The sequence below is a fragment of the Cutibacterium avidum 44067 genome, from assembly GCF_000367205.1.
GTDB lineage: Bacteria > Actinomycetota > Actinomycetes > Propionibacteriales > Propionibacteriaceae > Cutibacterium > Cutibacterium avidum.
On record NC_021064.1, the window covers coordinates 1,646,868 to 1,664,014 of the forward strand.

Here is a 17,147-nt window from a genome sequence, read left to right on the forward strand (position 1 = left end):
CGATGGCTCCCACGTGCAGACTCCCGAGACGATTGCCGCCATGGAGGAGGCCGGTCGGATCGCGTGCGGTGCCATGCACGCGGCCGGCGAGGCTGTGGCACCTGGGGTCACCACCGACGAGATCGACCGCATCGCTCACGAGTACATGTGCGATCACGGCGCCTACCCGTCGACCCTCGACTATCGCAACTACCCCAAGTCCTGCTGCACCAGCGTCAACGAGGTCATCTGCCACGGCATCCCGGACGCTCGCCCACTGGAGGAGGGCGACATCGTCAAAATCGACGTCACCGCCTACAAGAACGGCGTGCACGGCGACAATTGCTACACCTTCCCGTGCGGAGACGTCGATCAGGAGTCCCTCGACCTCATCAAGCACACCGAGGAGTCCATGAACCGGGCCATCAAGGCCGTCAAGCCTGGTCGTTCGATCTCCATCATCGGACGCATCATCGAGAACTACGCCAAGCGATTCGGGTACGGCGTGGTGCGCGACTACACCGGGCACGGGGTCCACAGTGCCTTCCACTCCGGCCTTGTCGTCTTCCATTACGACGAGCCGCGTTATGACGTCACCCTCGAGGAGGGCATGACGCTGACCATCGAGCCGATGCTCACCCTCGGTGACCAGTCCAATCATCAGTGGGACGACGGCTGGACGGTCCTCACCAACGATGGTTCACGGTGTGCCCAGTTCGAGCAAACCCTCGTCATCGAGAAGGGCGGGGCGCGCATCATCACGACCCTGGACTGACAAGCCTCACCGTTGAGCGGCCGCCCAGGCTCGGCGGGTTCGCTGTATCGCCGGGTCAGGGATGGGACCGGCACTCACCAGAGCACGGGTGTATTCCTCCCGCGGATGCGAAAGCACCTCCGTCGTCGGCCCTTCCTCGACGATGCGACCTTTGCTGAGCACCACTGTTCGGGCTGCGATCTGCTCGATGACCGCCAGATCATGCGAGACGAACAGGCACGCAAACCCCAGTTCAGCTTGCAGACCCGTCAGGAGCCTGAGCACCTTGGTCTGGACCGACACATCGAGCGCGCTGGTGGGTTCATCGGCAACCACCAGCCGGGGGTCCAAGGCCAGGGCACGAGCGATAGCAACCCGCTGACGCTGACCACCGCTCATTTGATGTGGGTAACGATCAGCCATCGATTCCGGCAGCTCCACCTGCTCGAGGAGTTGACGCACCCTGGCGCGCCTCCGCGACGAGTCGAGGGGGGAATGCAGCATCAAGGGTTCAGCAATTGACGCACCGACAGTGCGCCTGGGATTAAGGGCTGAGGCCGGATTCTGATACACGACTCCGGTGTTACGCCGGACGGGGAGCATCGCACGCCGAGAGGCCCCGGCGACCTCGACCCCAGCCACTCGCACCGACCCGGAGGTCACCGGCACCAACCCTGTGAGGGTGCCAGCGATCGTGGATTTCCCCGACCCGGACTCCCCCACGAGTCCCAGAACCTCCCCCGGCGCGATGGCCAAACTCACGCCGCGGACCGCGTGCACAGACTTGCGTCGTCGCGCACGGTGGACGACGTCGAGGTCGGTAACCTCAACTAGTGGTGGGTCCGGCTCTCGGCTCGTCGCGTCAGGGATCGTCGGGCCGACGACCTCAACAGTTCCCGGCCCATCGCTGGTTTCGGACCTAGCGGCGCTCGCTCCGTCGGGATCGGTCTGCGGATCATCGAGTTCTCGTAGTGCATCGAGTTGGGGAACGGCGTCGAGGAGCTGGCGGGTGTAGGAGTGTTGCGGATCGTTGAAGATCGCGTCGACACTGCCCCGCTCGATGATGTGCCCTTTTCTCATGACGGCAACCTCGTCGGCGATGTCGGCCACGACGGCCATGTCATGCGTGATGAGCAGCACCGCCATGCCTTCATCGGTCAGCCGACGCAGAAGGTCGAGAATCCCGGCCTGCACTGTGACATCAAGGGCCGTGGTGGGCTCGTCAGCGATGATCACCTTCGGATTGCAGGCCAAGGCCAGGGCCATGCATGCTCGCTGCAACTGGCCTCCGGACAGCTGATGCGGGTAGGAGGCAGCGATCCGTTCAACGTCCGGCAGCCCGACGCGACCCAGGAGCTCATGTACTCGGTCGCGAATTCGAGAACGCGACCGAGCCTCGTCAGAGTGGGTCCTGATGACTTCACGGATCTGAGCGCCGATGGACAGAAGAGGGTCAAGCGCGCTGGAGGGCTCCTGAAAGATGGTGCCGACCAACCGACCTCGTACACCGTCGAGCACCGACTTATCAGCCCCAACCAGTTCCACGGCTGCCTCGGCGGCGTTTCTGCCCGGTTCATCTCGGCTCAGGAGCACCGATCCCGTCACCGTGGCGGCCTGGGGCAGCAAGCCGAGACCTCCCAGAGCTGTCACGGATTTCCCCGATCCCGACTCGCCCACCAGAGCCAGTACTCGTCCAGACACCAGGTCCAGATTGACTCCCTCCGAGGCCGCCATCGGCGACCCGGGGAATCTCACCGTGACATCTCGCAGGCTCAGGACTGCATCTGGCCGCCGATCCTGCTGTGCGGTCACCGGGGTGGGTGCGTCTGTCCGTCGGGGTTGGCCCCTCACTTCTGCACTCCCACGACGAGGTAGTTCGGGTAAGCCGGGAAGGGATTGACGAAGAAACCGCTCACACCTGATCCGTGCAGGAAGGCATTGCGCCGGAACACCAACGGAACGACGGGAACGTCCTGGGCGATGCGTCGATCAATGTTCGCCCATTTGTCCTTGGCCTCATCCATCGGCAGGGCGGCTGCTTCGGCGAGCATCCGATCCACCTCGGCATTGTGGTAGCGGCCAAGATTGAAGCCGCCTGATCCGATCTCGCTGGAGGCAAAAAGCGGCTGCAAATTGGCATTGGCCGACGGATAGTCGGGATTCCACGAAGCAATGGTCAAGTCGTAGTCGGAACCATCAGACTGGGTAGTTTTCTCAATCCAGGTTTCACTTTCGACGGGATTGATCTTGACGGAAATGTTGACCTTCTGAAGTGCCTGTTGGACGGCTTGAGCGAGCGCCAACGTTCCCTCATCGTTGCTTACCAGCAGTACGAGCTGGCCCACCGCTTTGCCCTTGAGGAGTTCTTGAGCCTTTGCGGTGGATTCAGGGTACAGGTTGTATTCCTGGCGTCCTGGGATGCCAGGAGTGATGTACGTCGTCGCTGGGGCTGCACCGATCTCTCCGCCCAGAGCGGTTGTTGAGGCCTTGCGATCCACCGCATAGGCGATGGCCTGGCGCACCTTGACGTCTTTGACGCGCTCAACGTTGATGGCCAAGTACTGCAGTGGTCCAGCGCTACCGACGGCTAGCCTGGACTTGGCCTGGGGTTGGACGTCACCTGAGGCAATTGGGCAGGGGGCACCATCTCCGCCCCAAATGCGTTGCGGTCATTGCCAGAGTCAGAGATGAGACGTTGAGCAACCACCGGGCTGTCCTGGCCCAAGGAAAACACGATCGTGTCAGGTAGCGCAGTACGCACCTCGTCAGAGGACGGTGTCCATTTCGGGTTGCGCTTGAGGGTTGCGGCCACACCCTGCTTGTATTCAGCCACACGATAAGGCCCAGATGCGACCGGTTTACGGGTGTAGGTCGTGGGGTTGTCACTTGAGGGGAACCGGAGCAAAGGCGGGCATAGAAACGATCCATGGCCAGTCGCCAAATGGAGCTTTTAGATGGAAGACAATCGTCTTGTCGTCTGGCGTCTCAATGGACTTCAAGTGCTTGCCTTTGTATGGGCCGGTATATCCGGAGGTCTCGGCAAGCAGCGTCTTGTGGTATCCGAGTCCGCCGGCCAAGGAGGCTGTGAAGGTGCGTTCGACCCCCTGGCGAATTTGCGTAGATGTGATCGGCGACCCGTCCTCGGCCACCAAACCGTCTTTGAGGGTGAAGGTCCAGGTCCGGCCACCATCCGAGGTTTTTCCGGTGTCGGTAGCGAGGTCGGGGACGACCTTGGCCTCCTTACCCTTGACGATCTGCCAACTGGTGAGACGGCGGTGAACGAGGGCCAACGAGGTGACGGCCATGCCCTGGCTGCGGCCCGGATCCCAGTTGATGTCAGTGTCTGACGCGAGGATCGTCAGCGTCCCGCCCTTGGTAGGCGTGACTGACCCAGCTGTCTGCGCGGAACGCTCATTGGCACCGCATGCGCTCAATGCCGCAACTGCAGTGGTGGCCCCTGCGCCAAGCAGGAAGCCGCGGCGGGACAACGACGAAATGGAGTATGTGCTGGTACCCATGACTTTCATCTTTCTTGTGAGCCGTTTTCAGTGGTGTGTGATGTGACTGTGGTGTGAATATGTGCTGTTGCGCTGCGCGGCGGCGTACCAGCGTCAAACCCGAGGATCGATGGCTGCTACGACGATGTCGGCCAACAGGTTCATTCCGATGATCGCGACTGCGGCCACCAATGTGACGCCCATCACGAGTTGGACATCAGTAGCTCCCACGGCATCCATGAGTAATGCTCCGAGACCCTGGATGGAGAACACTTTCTCGGTGATAACGGCACCGCCCAGCAATCCCCCCAGGTCGAGAGCGAAATAGGTGAGGATCGGCACGGAGATGCTGCGCAGGACGTGGTTTGCCAGGACGCGTCGTTCCGACAGACCCGCAGCACGAGCAGTGCGCACATAATCCTCATCAAGGGTCTCGAGCATTTCACTGCGGACCATCCGCGTATAGACCGCTGCCGAGAGGACGGCGAGCACGGTCCACGGCAGGGCCAGATGCCAGAGCCAGTCGACTGGACTCACAGAGAATGGCACATATCCGGACACCGGAACGATGTCAGCCTTGAATCCCAACAGCAGGATACCGAGCAGACCTACCAGATAGGCCGGTGAGGAAATTCCCAAAACTGTTCCGGTCATGATCGCACGGTCCACGACACCACCTCGATGAAGGGCCGAAATGATGCCGGTACTCACGCCAATAATCATCCACAACACGGCTGCCCCCAAAGCCACCGACATAGTGACTGGCAGCCGGTTTGCAATGAGTTCAGTGACCGGGGTCGACAAGCGGAACGAGTATCCCAGGCAGGGGCAGAACAGTGAATGGCATCAGCACCAGACCCATATGTAGCGCCTGCAACAATCCCAGAAAGATAGTTCCAGAATTGCTGGTACCACGGATCATTCAAACCCATGTAAGAACGTGCAAGGGCGAGATTCTGCGGAGTGCATGGCTTATCACAAGCTAATTGGGCTGGATCAGCAGGGAAGAACTCAAAGATGGCAAAGGTGATGAAGGTAATGACCACGAGCACGACGAGCGTCTGCAGCAGGCGAGAGACAAGGAAACGTAGACGGTTCATCGAGACTCACCTAGCCTCGGGTCAATGGCGTCACGAAGCCCGTCGCCAAAGAGGTTGAAAGCCAGGGTGACGAGGAATAACGCGCCACCGGGAAACAGCAAGTACCAGGGATCCGTGCTCACCCAGGTTACCGCCGAACCTATGGATCGACCCCACGAAGGCGTTGGTGGGGTGACGCCCACTCCCAGGAAAGACAGCGCCGCTTCCGCGCCAATCTTCCCAGGAATGGAGATAGTGGTGAAGATGATAATCGTGGCTACCAGATTGGGCAGCATCTGCCGCACCAAGATGTGCAGATGGCTCGCGCCCATTGCCTGTGACGCACGAATGAAGGTACGCGATCGCAACGACATCGCTTGACTACGCAGCACCCGCGCCGTAGAGGGCCACCCCAACAGACCAATGATGAGGACCATGACGGTCGCTCGTGGAGCGGTGGCCGGAATGACCGCTGAAATCGCGATCATGAACACCAGCTGTGAGAATCCCAGGATGACGTCAGTGCCACGAGACGCCAATCCGTCCCACCAGCCACCGAAGTACCCAGCCGTCACCCCCCACGATGATGGCAATGGCCATCGAAAGGATGGTCGCCCCCATGCCAATGAGGAATGAGGTCCGGGTGCCTTCGACGACGATGGCGAAGAGATCGCGACCGGTCTGAGGCTCGACACCGAAGGGATGGGCCGCGCTGATCCCTCCCATTGCGCCGGAGGGTAACCCGCTCGCGTTCAGGGCAGACAAGTCGTAGCTATAGGGGTCAAGGTCCATAGCCCGATTGATGGGCGTAGCCAGGATGGCTACGAGGATTGTCAGCACGACGACGACTGCGCCGAACATCGCTGACCCATTGTGCCGCAGACGGCTCCACACTCCGCCGGGAACGACCCGTCCGCTATCGGTATCGATGGCAGCCACCGGGGCCGAAGTGGTCTCGTCGCCGATCGAGGAGAGCCTATCGCCCGGCAGAAGATCACCGGCGACAGGGACATCAGGCGCGGCGTCCGTTTCGGACATGCTCACGGATACTCCTTGGTGGTTAGGAAGGGACAGGAACAGACCTGCGTGGGTAAGACATGCGTGGGTTGGAGTCGCGTCTCAGCGACAACAACACATTCGCATGCGCATGGGCCCTCTTCTCCAAGGTTTGATGCAGCCCGCACCTGCGAGCCTTAGCAGAACATACCACATTGTGAGATTGGGTCTCAAATGCCACCTTGTCTGAAGGCGCTCGCGGCCATGACACAGCGACGACGCCACCAGCTAGTTGTCGTTTCCAGTCCCGGAGTGACCCCGCGGTAGCAGAAGATGGTGGGCGTAGCCACGCCAACGGATGCGCCGAGCCAAGGGATAGGCGGCACTATCCTCACTCACCATCCCACGGCCTCGTCGCACGGTTTCACCGCATTGTCGCGCCGCGCGATCGGGCTGAATGACAACTGGAGGTCACCATGGGAACCGTCCCACCTCATCAACAATCAGATATTCCCGAAGGTATGCCAGCCGTCAGTCTGTCTGCCGAAGAGCGGTCACGCCAGCAGCAATGGACGCCACTACGCGTGGTCGTCTGGATTCTCATCTCTGCGATTGCCGGCCTCGGTTGGTGGATGCTAGCCGTGCGACGGGGTGAAACCGTCAACGGCATCTGGTTCGTCTTCGCCGCCGTCGGCTCGTACTTCATCGGCTACCGGTTCTACGCCACGTACATCCAGGACAAACTCGTCCATCCCGACGACGACCGGGCCACCCCGGCCGAGTATGACTACAACGGCCGGGATTTCGTGCCCACGGATCGCCGCATCCTCTACGGCCATCACTTCGCCGCCATCGCGGGCGCCGGCCCTCTCGTCGGGCCGGTGCTGTCGGCTCAGATGGGCTACCTGCCGAGCACGATCTGGATCATCGTGGGCGTCATCCTTGCTGGGGCTGTGCAGGACTACCTCGTCCTCGTCATCTCCATGCGACGGGGCGGACGATCCCTCGGTCAGATGGCCAAGGACGAACTGGGACGCTTCGGTGGCATCGCCGCCCTCGTCGCCACCCTGACGATCATGCTCATCATCGTGGCCATCCTGGCCATGGTCGTCGTCAACTCCCTGGCCGCCTCGTCCTGGGGAGTGTGGAGCGTCGGTCTGACGATTCCGATCGCGCTTCTCATGGGCTTCTACCTGCGTTACCTGCGCCCTGGCAAGGTGCTCGAGGTCTCCCTCATCGGCATCGTCCTGCTGGTGCTGGCCATCGCCTCGGGAGCCTGGATCGAGAACACCGCCATCTCCAGCGCACTCCATCTGAGCAAGCCGTTTCTGGCCTGGGCCATCATCCTTTACGGATTCATCGCCGCAGTGCTTCCCGTCTGGATGCTGCTGGCTCCCCGTGACTACCTGTCAACCTTCATGAAGGTTGGCGTCATCGCGATGCTGGCCGTCTCGATCGTCATCGTCCGTCCGGTCATCACCGTCCCGGCCATGACGGTCTACGCACACACCGGTACCGGTCCGGTCTTCTCCGGAAAGTTGTTCCCCTTCCTCTTCGTGACGATCGCATGTGGCGCCTTGTCGGGATTCCACGCGACGATCTCCTCGGGCACCACCCCGAAGCTCATCGAGAAGGAGTCCCAGGCCCGCCTCATCGGTTACGGCGGCATGCTCATGGAGTCCTTCGTCGCGATCATGGCTCTGGTGGCGGCCCTGTCAGTGGACCGTGGCATCTACTTCGCCATGAACTCCCCCGCCGGGGCGACGGGCAACACCGTCCAGAGCGCAGTGGCCTACGTCAACTCACTCGGTTTGTCCGGTGTGCACACCGATGCCAACGCCCTGACGACGACGGCCAAACTTGTCGGCGAGACGTCGATCATCAGCCGTACCGGTGGCGCACCAACCCTCGCCGTGGGCCTCGCGACGATCATGCATCAGCTCTTCGGTGGTCAGGCCATGATGAGCTTCTGGTACCACTTCGCGATCATGTTCGAGGCACTGTTCATCCTCACCTCGGTCGACGCGGGTACTCGCGTCGCCCGGTTCATGCTCTCGGACGCCCTGGGCAACTTCTGGCCCCGCCTCACGGACCACTCCTGGAAGGTCGGATCCTGGCTCACCACCGCGATCATGGTTGCCGGTTGGGGATCGATTCTGCTCATGGGTGTCAATGACCCGCTGGGCGGCATCAACACCCTCTTCCCGTTGTTCGGCATCGCGAACCAGTTGTTGGCAGCCGTCGCCCTGTCGATCTGCCTGGTGGTCTTCGCCCGAGCCGGTCACAAGTGGCGGTTGCTCATCATCTTCGTGCCGATGCTCTTCACCGCCGTCATCACGGTGTACGGCTCCTGGCTGAAGATCTTCTCCCCCGACCCGAAGATCGGTTACTGGGCCAACCACATGACGTACAAGCGGGCCATCTCCGCTGGCAAGACCTCGCTGGGTCAGGCCAAGGACATTGACGAGATGCACACCGTCGTCGGCAACACCGCCATCCAGGGGACGATGTCGATCATCTTCGTCGTCTGTGCCCTCATCGTCATGATCGCGGCCTGCATCCGCACCGTTCAGGCACTGCGAGGCCACAACATCATCAACACCGAGGATCCGGCCAAGCCGTCGCACCTCTTCGCCCCCAGTGGCCTCATCGCCAGCAAGGCCGAGAAGGACCTTCAGGCCGAGTGGGACGAGTTCTACGAGACTCATCCCGAGCTTGACCTGGAGCACGTTCACCAGGAACGCGCGTGAGCGCCGCACCACGGCATCTGCCCACCGATCCACTGTGGCGACGATGGTGGTCGTCACTGCGGTGGTGGGTGCGCGGCGTCACCGGAGCTGACGCCTACGACAACTACCTCGAGTGGTGTCGACGCACGGGTCATGAGCCGATGCCGGAGAAGGCATTCTGGCGCGACCAGTGCGACCGTCAGGACCGCAATCCCCAGGCACGATGCTGCTGACCCCTATCACCGGGTCTTCCCGTCAGTGACGGGAAGACCCGGTCAGTTCTGACACGATGCGGTCAAGGTTGTCCTCGGTCAACTGAATGCATCTGCCGTCCGGCCAGACCACGATGAGTGGGGCGTGGTTGCACGGATACATGCACCCCGTCACCGTGACGAGAACCTCTGTGTCCAAGGCGTGTGACTGCGCCAGCTTCTCCTGCAGGCGTGCATGCAGGTCGGCGGCGCCGGCTGCGCTGCAGCGAGGTCCTCGGCAGGTGAGCAGATGGTGTCGGAAGGAGGGGAATTCCTGCCAGGCAGGGTTGTGCAACGGCGCTTCGGCCCCGGTCACGATTCGCCACTCGCCGGTGAACTCCTGGTCAGGACGTACAACCCCGACATGCACGACGACGGTGGGTCCGTTCTCATGGACACGGACCCACTGGCCGGCGACGCGACGAAGCCAGGACAGCGGCACCGGTCCGTCATCGCAACTCCATCCGACGAGCTCGACCCGGTCGTCGTCAGCGGCGTCGAGGACATCTACGAGCGCCGGTCCAGGACCCTGCAGACATGCGTTCCGGTCGGCATCCACGTGACGGGCCACCGCTTCTGCGCTGACCGCGTCAGAGGAATCCTCCCAGCGCAGCGAGACCGCGATGCGCGTCGTCATAGCTGCAATCCCCGCCAGGTGAATCCACGTCTGAAATCTGACCAAACCTCGCCGTCGACCCCGAAATGCTCTCGGACGAGGTCAGGAGTCAGTACCTCGGCGGCCGATCCTGCTGCGACCATCCGGCCCGAGTCCAGCACGACGAGGTCATCCGCGTAAGCGGCGGCCAGGTCAAGATCATGGATGACGGTCACCGTTGTCAGACCAAGCCCACGCACTCTCTCCAACAGGTCAATCTGGTGACGCAGGTCGAGATGATTCGTGGGTTCGTCCAGGAGCAGGATCTCAGGATCCTGGGCGAGAGCTCGGGCCAACTGAACACGCTGCCTCTCCCCTCCCGAGAGGGACGACCATGCCCGGTCAGCAAGATCAGCAACTCCGGTTGACGCCATCGCGTTCTCGACGACATCTCCGTCACGCCCTCTTCGGCGACTGAGATTGCCGATCCCCCAGCCTCCCAGATGGGGAATGCGTCCGAGCTGGACGACGTCACGCACCGTCAGTTCCACGTGAGCCGAAGGACTCTGCTCGAGAAGGGCCATCACCCGGGAGCGCTCCTTGGCCCCGATCCCGGAGAGATCACGCTCCCCCAACCACACCCGCCCCGCGCTTGGCTTCCGCAACCCGGCCAGCAGGTGCAACAGGGTCGTCTTCCCGGATCCGTTCAGCCCGATGACCATCGTCATGACCTCTGGCCGAATCTCCACGTCGACCCCGGACAGGATCATCGTCCCGTCGACCGTCCAACCAAGATCCTCAGCTCGCAACGTTGCTGCTGTCCCGGCACTCATGATCGAGACGCCTGTCGACGCAGCAGGACGACCAGCACCGGGGCTCCGACGGCCGCAGTGATGACCCCGACGGGAATCTCGGTGTCAGGGCGCAGGCATCTCGCTGCGGTGTCAGACCACACCATGAGCAGGGCTCCGACGAGGGCCGACACCGGTAGCAGCCGGGCGTGTCGTGGCCCGGTCCAGAACCTCACGATGTGTGGGACCGTCAGCCCGACGAATCCGATGGGACCGACGAAGGCCACGCTGAGAGCGGTCAGCAGGGCGGTGCCAACCATGATCATCCAGCGCACGGTGTTGACCGGTACTCCCAGGGACATCGCGCTGACGTCACCGAAGGCGAAGGCGTCAAGGGTGTGGCACAATGCCATCCCGGCGATGAGGGCCGGAACGGTGGCGACGGCCAGGGTGATCGTCGATCCCCATCTCACACCGGTGAACGACCCGAGGGTCCACGACAGGGCTGATCGAGCGGCGTTCGACTCACCACACACCATGATCATCATGGACACCGCCGCGCCGCACAACTGTCCGACGGCCACCCCGGCCAGGATGGTCCGGCTGGCGGGTAACTCCCCGGACTTGCCAGTGGCCATGGCCAGCACCATGGTCAGGGCCCCGACCGCCCCACCGAAGGAGGCCAGTGTCATGAGGACGGACTGCCCCAGAGTGCTGGAGATTCCGATGATGAGGACGAAGACCGCACCCACCGAGGCTCCACTGGAGATGCCGAGCAGATAGGGATCGGCCAGGTCATTACCGGTCAGGGTCTGCAGTACCGCGCCGCACATCGCCAGCAAAGCGCCGACGGCCATCGATCCGATGACGCGCGGAGCCCGCAGCTGCCACACGATCTGATCATCGAGAACGGTGACGTCGGCGCCCTCGATGAGGCGGAATCGTCGGGCCACCACCCTCGCGACGTCATGGACAGGAACGTGTACCGCCCCGGTCCCGAGCACCACGAGGACACTGCCGACCAAGGCCATGGCGAGGATGCCGGTGATCAGCCAACTACGCTGACGACTCACTTGCCGGTGATCTTCGCCAGACCGTCATTGAGGGTCTTCGCACCGTCCACGAGTTCGGCACCAGGGGTGCTCTGGGAGAACGGCACGGTGACGAATTTGTTCTCCTTGACGGCCTTCATCTGGCTGAGGACGGGGTCCTTCCTCATGTAGTCGATCTTCGACGTCGCCGTGGACCAACTGGCATCGGCGACCACGATGACGTCAGGGTTGGATGCGACGATCTTCTCCCAGGAGCCGTCTGCCCAACCGCCGTCGAGATGGGCGAAGAGGTTCTTGGCACCGACAGCGTCCATGAGGAGCTGGGGTCCGCCATGTCCGGCGCCGATGAACGGGGTCTTGTCTCCCGAGTCGAACCAGACGATCGACGTCCCGGTGCCGTGCTTGTTCCCGGTGACCTCCTTGAGGGCATCGCGCTGCTCGGAAATGGCCTTGTCAGCCGCATCCTTGACGCCGATGAGAGTCCCCACCTCGGTCATTTCCTTCCAGACATTTTCCCAGGTGGTTTCGGCCGAGGGCGTGCCCTTGGGGCAGCCGAAGGGGCTGATGTAGGTGGCAATTCCCTGTTTCTTCAGCTCATCACGCGTGCCGACGGCCTTGTCCGTGAAAGCGCTGGAATACGAGGACAGCGCCAGATCAGGCTTGGCGGCCAGGAAGGTCTCCTTGGACGGGTACTCCTTGGAGAGCACCTTGACCGAGTCATAGGCCTTCTTCCACTTCGCCGGGATCCCACTGTCAAGGTAGGCGGTGCCGACGAGCTTGGACTCACCGCCGATGGCCAGCACGTCCTCAGTGGCTCCCTGATTGAGGGTCACTGCCCTCGTGGCTGGTTTGTCGAGGGTGACCTGCTGTCCGCAGTTGGTGATGGTGATCGGACCAGAAGCCGACGCTGAGACCGAGGGGGACGACGATGAGGCGGAGTCCTTGGGGGCACCGGCACAGCCGGCGAGCAGGACGGCGGGAACCACCGATGCCACGAGGACGCGGCGAAGGGATGACGGGGTGACGGGCATGAGGAAGCCAGCTTTCTGTGTTCGGCGTGCGCGACCGGGTACCGACAGGACGGCGTCAGGTGGTCTTCGGGCTCGACCTCGTCTCCGTTCCCGGCTCCTTCCCAGTGCTCATGGCACCAGTGGCGTTCGCCGGGGCAGATCAGTCATACCGCTGCGCGTCAGCTCCGGCTTCTCACCGGATTCCAGCGCTGGTGGGGTCACCAGCAACCTGACGTGAGCATGTTAGCATCCCCTTCGTATGTTTTCCTCCAAGGGGTTACCTCACTTGAACAGGTCACCGAAACGCATCGTCGTCTTCCGGTAAACCTTGTTGTAGGCGGCTCGACGTGGATCTCGCAGCCAGCCCATTCCCTTACGGCCGTAACCGGGGATGAGGGTGCGCTTGACGGTCCTCGTGACTCGACCACGCGTCCTGGCCGAGATGGTTCTGGACAGGCTGGGAGTACGAATTCCGAACTTCATGGACCTGATGATAGGAGGGACGAGCCATCCTGTAAGCCGGGTTCTGTGGCCCCTCAGGGCCGGTGATCATCCATCTGTGAACGCCATTGCTGGCATCCTCCAGCCTTTCGGCTGCGCAGCCTACCCGGACGCTCGGGCGAGCAGCCCTCGAACACGTCCGCGACCTCACGGTCTTCTTGGCCTTGCTCCAAGTGGGGTTTGCCGTGCCGTCACCGTCACCGATGACGCGGTGGGCCCTTACCCCGCCGTTTCACCCTCACCGGCCCGAAAGCCGGCAGTTTGTTTTCTGTGGCACTGTCCCGCGGGTCACCCCGGGTGGGCGTTACCCACCACCCTGCTCTGTGGAGCCCGGACTTTCCTCGACAGCTCAAGACTGCCGCGATCACCCGGATGGCTCGTCCGACCGTCGATTCTACGGTCATTGCCGCATCGTCGCCACACGGGCAACGGCGCAATTCTCAGAAGGACTCCTCGGTGCGCACCAAAATCCGGTCGCACTCCTCGCAACGCACGACATCGTCCTCGGCGGCTGCGGCATAGGTGCGCAGGTCGGCCGGATTCGCAGCAATGCCACATCCCTCACACACCCCGTGGACGAGCTTGGCACATCCCATCCCGGTGCGCTCGCGCAGCATCTCGTAGAGCTTGAGGAGATCAGCCGGGACACCACCCGCCTGGGTCTCGCGAGACCGGCACAACTCGACCAGCTCGTCGTCGATCCCCTTGAGACCGGCATCGCGAGACGCGAGGACGGTGCGGATGTGCCCATCCAGCTCGATACGACGACGATCCGCGTCGGAGTGAGCGGCTTCGGCGTCCTCGACGGCCTGCATGGCGTCGAGCTCGGCGTCCTCCAGCAGGCTGATGCGTCGCCCGAGATGCTCGATCTCCTCGGTCAGCCCCTTCAAGGCCTTGTGGTCGGTGACGGAACCGGAATCGACGGTCTTCTGATTGCGATCCATGCGGGCACGGGCCGGCTCGAGGTCACCCTCGATGCGCTCCTGTTCCATCTTGGCGTCCGACAGCGCGGTCGACTTGGCGACGACCTCCTCGGCAAGGGCCCTGCGCTGGACCGCGAGGTCCTTGAGCTCGGCCAGCTCGGGCAGGGTCTGACGACGGTGCTGGGCCCGGGCGATCAGACGGTCAGTCCGTGCAAGATCGAGAAGCTTCCACTGATCCTGTGCCGCGGCTTTCACGCTGACCTCCTGCGTTCCTGGCCCCGTTGAGCAGGCCCTGTTGACATGTGGGGTTCAGCCTACCTCCCGTCGGTAGGGTGATGCGCGTAGACGGCATCCTGCCTGATCGAACACACCGACATCGATCTCGTTCCCCTTCAAGGACATCACTGACGAGTACGCCCATGTCATCGACACCTACACTGGAAGTCACACCATCAACCAACGGAGGTCCCGACACATATGACCGAGACGAGGTCGTCAGATCTGAACGAACAGATGAAGCAGGCCGAGGAACAGAAGGTCCCCAAGCGTCAGACCCCGTTCTCCAAAGCCTTCGTCGAGTTCATCCCCACGGACTGGGCCCCCTACCCCGACGAGCTTCCTGAGCCGCTCGGCTCCGTGCCCTCGGCGACTGCCCACCGTGACGCCCTGGCCTCCCGCTTCGACGGGGACCGACTCGTCATTCCGGCTGGGCATCTCATGCGCCGCAACAACGACTGCGACTACCCCTTCCGTCCCAATACCGCCTTCGCCTACTACTCGGGCCTGGGCACCGACCGGGAACCCAATGCGGTGCTCGTCGTCGACACCACCGCCGAGACCCGCGACGTGCTGTACTTCAAGCCGCGTGCCCCGCGCACGGACCGAGAGTTCTACGCCGACCCGACCTACGGCGAGATGTGGGTCGGCAAGCGTGAGTCCTTGGAGGAGATGTCAGCCATGACAGGGCTCACCTGCCGCGACATCTCTCAGCTCAACAGCGCCTTGGCAGCCGGCGACGTGACGGTTCGTGTCATCCGTGACGCCGACGAGAACGTCACCGCGACCGTCGACTCCCTGCGCCCCGAGGGCTCCGAGGAGGCCGACGAGGAGCTCTACGAGTTTTCCTCAGCCGCGCGTTTCTGCAAGGACGACTGGGAGGTCGAGCAGCTGCGCGACGCCTGCCTCAAGTCCAAGGTCGGCTTCGAGTCCATGATCGCCGAGATCCCGGAGGCCGTGCGCAAGGGACGCGGTGAGCGCTGGATGGAGGGCACCTTCGGACGGGTCGCCCGTCACCTCGGCAATGAGGTCGGCTACGGCTCGATCTGTGCCGCCGGTGACCACGCCAACACCCTGCACTGGGTGCGCAACGACGGGGACCTGCGTCCCGGAGAGCTCATCCTCATCGATGCCGGTGTCGAGGTCGATTCCCTCTACACCGCCGACATCACGCGTACCCTGCCGATCTCGGGCACGTTCTCCCCGGCCCAGCGTCGGGTCTACCAAGCCGTCCTAGAGGCCCAGGACGCCGCCGCTGCCGTCGCCAAGGTCGGACACGACCACGCAGAGATCCACCAGGCGGCCATCCGCGTCATCTGCGAGTACCTGCACGAGTGGGGCATCCTGCCAGTCAGCGTCGAGGAATGCCTCTCCCCGGAGGGCGGCCAGCACCGTCGTTGGATGGTCCACGGCACCTCCCATCACCTCGGCATGGACGTCCACGACTGCAACCAGGCACGTCGTCAGGACTACTCCGGACCGCTCAAGAAGGGCATGTGCGTCTCCGACGAGCCGGGCATCTACTTCAAGGAGACGGACCTCTTGGTCCCCGAGGAGTTCCGTGGCATCGGTGTCCGCATCGAGGACGACCTGTGCATCACTGACGGTGAACCCGAGTGGCTGTCCAAGGACTGCCCACGTCAGATCGACGAGGTCGAGGCCTGGATGGCCGACATCTGGGGACGCACCTCCCACTGATCATCAGCACCCGCTGATCACAAGCACTGCCGATGCGCAGCGCCCGGGGGTTTCAGCCCCTGGCGCTGCGCATCGTCGCCGTCATGGTGAGGCACAGGATGAGGACGGTCGGGACGGCGTGCAGGGTTCCCAGGCCGTGGTTCGACCCATTGACGGCGATGAGGATCCCAGCGACGATCTCGATGACGATGAGCACGGCGCACAGGATGTCCCAACCATTGCGACGCCCCCAGCGAGCCAGCAGGAAGACGATGGCCAGGATCATCCCGATGCCCGCAATGGCCTGCTGAGCCACCCAGCCGGCCAACGGTCCATCGCCGGCACCGCGCACGAACATGGCCCAGCCCATGCAACGGGTGAGCGACCCGGGGCCAGCAACCTGGATGGCGAAGAAGTGACCGACGACGAGGAAGACCACGGCACCGACGCCGAGCTTGGTACGCCCATTCCAGATCCACGGGGAGCGCGACCTACGGGAGACGAAGAAGGCCCGCCACATCGCACCCATCGAGATGATGGCGGCCAGCAGGTCGAAGGACGCCTCGACGGCGTTGATCCCCCACTTGATCGTCATCATGCCGAAGATCCCGGAAGTCAGTGCGCCCAGCAGGGCGACGATCGGCAGGGCGACGAGCAGCTTGTCGGCCCGCCGATACACGATTCCGACAATGACGCTCGCGACCGCGAAGATGCCGACCGAGGCCGAGATGACGCGGTGAATGAACTCCACCCATGGCTGGGTCGCATCCATCGGAGTCAGGCGTCCGACATAGCAGCCGGGCCAGTTCGGGCAGGATGCTGACGCATCGGTGGCACACACCGTTGATCCCAGGGCCAGAGTGACAGTGATGACGACGGCGGTGATCCCGAAGAGGATCGTCACCCCTTTCGGCACGGCGTTTCTGGTGGCGACGGTGTTGGTCATGAAAATCCTCGCTGGTGGTGATTGCCGTCAGTCATGGACCTGGGCTCGAATGGCCACGATCCTGCCACCACCACCGCCCGGACTTGTCGGC

17 protein-coding genes, 1 other RNA gene, 1 pseudogene and 1 riboswitch are annotated in these 17,147 nt (G+C 62.9%); of the genes and pseudogenes, 4 read left to right on the forward strand and 15 right to left on the reverse strand.

The window, feature by feature from the left end:
• The first annotated feature begins 13 nt into the window (after nucleotides 1-13).
• Nucleotides 14-754: a type I methionyl aminopeptidase gene (map, locus tag PALO_RS07525; RefSeq protein ID WP_272946588.1), complete on the forward strand. Its 741-nt coding sequence runs from the start codon at nucleotides 14-16 to the stop codon at nucleotides 752-754.
• 6 nt (nucleotides 755-760) lie between these two features.
• On the opposite strand, the gene PALO_RS07530 is transcribed toward map, so the two are convergent.
• From PALO_RS07530 to PALO_RS12595, 7 genes and pseudogenes are all read right to left on the reverse strand, one after another.
• Nucleotides 761-2,488, reverse strand: coding sequence for a dipeptide ABC transporter ATP-binding protein (locus PALO_RS07530; RefSeq protein ID WP_244834288.1), 1,728 nt, complete (start codon nucleotides 2,486-2,488; stop codon nucleotides 761-763).
• Nucleotides 2,489-2,580: 92 nt separating this feature from the next.
• Complete coding sequence (locus PALO_RS13010; protein WP_334333938.1) at nucleotides 2,581-3,393, reverse strand: ABC transporter substrate-binding protein; 813 nt, start codon at nucleotides 3,391-3,393, stop codon at nucleotides 2,581-2,583.
• Nucleotides 3,321-4,260: pseudogene (locus PALO_RS13020) on the reverse strand (ABC transporter substrate-binding protein). Before PALO_RS13020 ends, PALO_RS13010 begins: the two are co-directional and overlap by 73 nt.
• Nucleotides 4,261-4,344: 84 nt before the next feature.
• Entirely contained in the window at nucleotides 4,345-4,884 is a 540-nt protein-coding gene (locus PALO_RS12890; protein ID WP_238137855.1) for an ABC transporter permease, read from the reverse strand.
• A gap of 65 nt (nucleotides 4,885-4,949) precedes the next feature.
• Nucleotides 4,950-5,330, reverse strand: a complete 381-nt coding sequence (locus PALO_RS12895; RefSeq protein WP_244834290.1) for a hypothetical protein — start codon at nucleotides 5,328-5,330, stop codon at nucleotides 4,950-4,952.
• Entirely contained in the window at nucleotides 5,327-5,884 is a 558-nt protein-coding gene (locus PALO_RS12590; RefSeq protein WP_201764009.1) for an ABC transporter permease, read from the reverse strand. The genes PALO_RS12895 and PALO_RS12590 overlap by 4 nt, the downstream gene beginning before the upstream one ends.
• Complete coding sequence (locus tag PALO_RS12595) at nucleotides 5,829-6,347, reverse strand: hypothetical protein (protein ID WP_231097299.1); 519 nt, start codon at nucleotides 6,345-6,347, stop codon at nucleotides 5,829-5,831. Before PALO_RS12595 ends, PALO_RS12590 begins: the two co-directional genes overlap by 56 nt.
• Before the next feature lie 434 nt (nucleotides 6,348-6,781).
• On the opposite strand from PALO_RS12595, the gene PALO_RS07550 reads away from it, so the two are divergent.
• Both PALO_RS07550 and PALO_RS07555 read left to right on the forward strand, forming a co-directional pair.
• Nucleotides 6,782-9,055, forward strand: a complete 2,274-nt coding sequence (locus PALO_RS07550; RefSeq protein ID WP_023032489.1) for a carbon starvation CstA family protein — start codon at nucleotides 6,782-6,784, stop codon at nucleotides 9,053-9,055.
• On the forward strand, nucleotides 9,052-9,267 hold the full coding sequence (locus PALO_RS07555; RefSeq protein ID WP_015583071.1) for a YbdD/YjiX family protein: 216 nt from the start codon (nucleotides 9,052-9,054) through the stop codon (nucleotides 9,265-9,267). Before PALO_RS07550 ends, PALO_RS07555 begins: the two co-directional genes overlap by 4 nt.
• A 22-nt stretch (nucleotides 9,268-9,289) precedes the next feature.
• Here the strand turns inward: PALO_RS07555 and PALO_RS07560 are convergent, their stop codons facing one another.
• The 7 genes from PALO_RS07560 to PALO_RS07585 form a co-directional block, all read right to left on the reverse strand.
• On the reverse strand, nucleotides 9,290-9,922 hold the full coding sequence (locus PALO_RS07560) for a (2Fe-2S) ferredoxin domain-containing protein (protein WP_015583072.1): 633 nt from the start codon (nucleotides 9,920-9,922) through the stop codon (nucleotides 9,290-9,292).
• On the reverse strand, nucleotides 9,919-10,713 hold the full coding sequence (locus PALO_RS07565; RefSeq protein WP_041710091.1) for an ABC transporter ATP-binding protein: 795 nt from the start codon (nucleotides 10,711-10,713) through the stop codon (nucleotides 9,919-9,921). Before PALO_RS07565 ends, PALO_RS07560 begins: the two co-directional genes overlap by 4 nt.
• On the reverse strand, nucleotides 10,710-11,744 hold the full coding sequence (locus PALO_RS07570; protein ID WP_004811912.1) for a FecCD family ABC transporter permease: 1,035 nt from the start codon (nucleotides 11,742-11,744) through the stop codon (nucleotides 10,710-10,712). Before PALO_RS07570 ends, PALO_RS07565 begins: the two co-directional genes overlap by 4 nt.
• Nucleotides 11,741-12,754, reverse strand: coding sequence for an ABC transporter substrate-binding protein (locus tag PALO_RS07575; protein WP_015583074.1), 1,014 nt, complete (start codon nucleotides 12,752-12,754; stop codon nucleotides 11,741-11,743). The genes PALO_RS07570 and PALO_RS07575 overlap by 4 nt, the downstream gene beginning before the upstream one ends.
• 41 nt (nucleotides 12,755-12,795) lie before the next feature.
• Nucleotides 12,796-12,981, reverse strand: a riboswitch (cobalamin riboswitch).
• A 34-nt stretch (nucleotides 12,982-13,015) separates the two neighbouring features.
• The gene (locus tag PALO_RS07580) at nucleotides 13,016-13,216 is read right to left on the reverse strand and encodes a hypothetical protein (protein WP_004811914.1); all 201 of its coding nucleotides are present in this window, start codon (nucleotides 13,214-13,216) and stop codon (nucleotides 13,016-13,018) included.
• A 16-nt stretch (nucleotides 13,217-13,232) separates the two neighbouring features.
• Nucleotides 13,233-13,614: RNase P RNA component class A (gene rnpB / locus PALO_RS11635), an RNA gene on the reverse strand.
• A 60-nt stretch (nucleotides 13,615-13,674) separates the two neighbouring features.
• The gene (locus PALO_RS07585; protein ID WP_015583075.1) at nucleotides 13,675-14,412 is read right to left on the reverse strand and encodes a zinc ribbon domain-containing protein; all 738 of its coding nucleotides are present in this window, start codon (nucleotides 14,410-14,412) and stop codon (nucleotides 13,675-13,677) included.
• A 222-nt stretch (nucleotides 14,413-14,634) separates the two neighbouring features.
• Between PALO_RS07585 and PALO_RS07590 the strand changes: the two genes are divergently transcribed.
• On the forward strand, nucleotides 14,635-16,131 hold the full coding sequence (locus PALO_RS07590) for an aminopeptidase P family protein (protein WP_015583076.1): 1,497 nt from the start codon (nucleotides 14,635-14,637) through the stop codon (nucleotides 16,129-16,131).
• A gap of 52 nt (nucleotides 16,132-16,183) precedes the next feature.
• Here the strand turns inward: PALO_RS07590 and PALO_RS07595 are convergent, their stop codons facing one another.
• Nucleotides 16,184-17,056: a COX15/CtaA family protein gene (locus tag PALO_RS07595; RefSeq protein ID WP_015583077.1), complete on the reverse strand. Its 873-nt coding sequence runs from the start codon at nucleotides 17,054-17,056 to the stop codon at nucleotides 16,184-16,186.
• Between the last annotated feature and the right edge of the window lie 91 nt (nucleotides 17,057-17,147).

Excerpts from the sequence above, each read along its gene's own strand:
- PALO_RS12890 (WP_238137855.1), bottom strand. The coding sequence starts at position 4,884 with ATGACCGGAACAGTTTTGGGAATTTCCTCACCGGCCTATCTGGTAGGT.
- PALO_RS12895 (WP_244834290.1), bottom strand. The coding sequence starts at position 5,330 with ATGAACCGTCTACGTTTCCTTGTCTCTCGCCTGCTGCAGACGCTCGTC.
- PALO_RS12595 (WP_231097299.1), bottom strand. The coding sequence starts at position 6,347 with ATGTCCGAAACGGACGCCGCGCCTGATGTCCCTGTCGCCGGTGATCTT.
- PALO_RS07550 (WP_023032489.1), top strand. The coding sequence starts at position 6,782 with ATGGGAACCGTCCCACCTCATCAACAATCAGATATTCCCGAAGGTATG.
- PALO_RS07560 (WP_015583072.1), bottom strand. The coding sequence starts at position 9,922 with ATGACGACGCGCATCGCGGTCTCGCTGCGCTGGGAGGATTCCTCTGAC.
- PALO_RS07565 (WP_041710091.1), bottom strand. The coding sequence starts at position 10,713 with ATGAGTGCCGGGACAGCAGCAACGTTGCGAGCTGAGGATCTTGGTTGG.
- PALO_RS07575 (WP_015583074.1), bottom strand. The coding sequence starts at position 12,754 with ATGCCCGTCACCCCGTCATCCCTTCGCCGCGTCCTCGTGGCATCGGTG.
- PALO_RS07580 (WP_004811914.1), bottom strand. The coding sequence starts at position 13,216 with ATGAAGTTCGGAATTCGTACTCCCAGCCTGTCCAGAACCATCTCGGCC.
- PALO_RS07590 (WP_015583076.1), top strand. The coding sequence starts at position 14,635 with ATGACCGAGACGAGGTCGTCAGATCTGAACGAACAGATGAAGCAGGCC.
- PALO_RS07595 (WP_015583077.1), bottom strand. The coding sequence starts at position 17,056 with ATGACCAACACCGTCGCCACCAGAAACGCCGTGCCGAAAGGGGTGACG.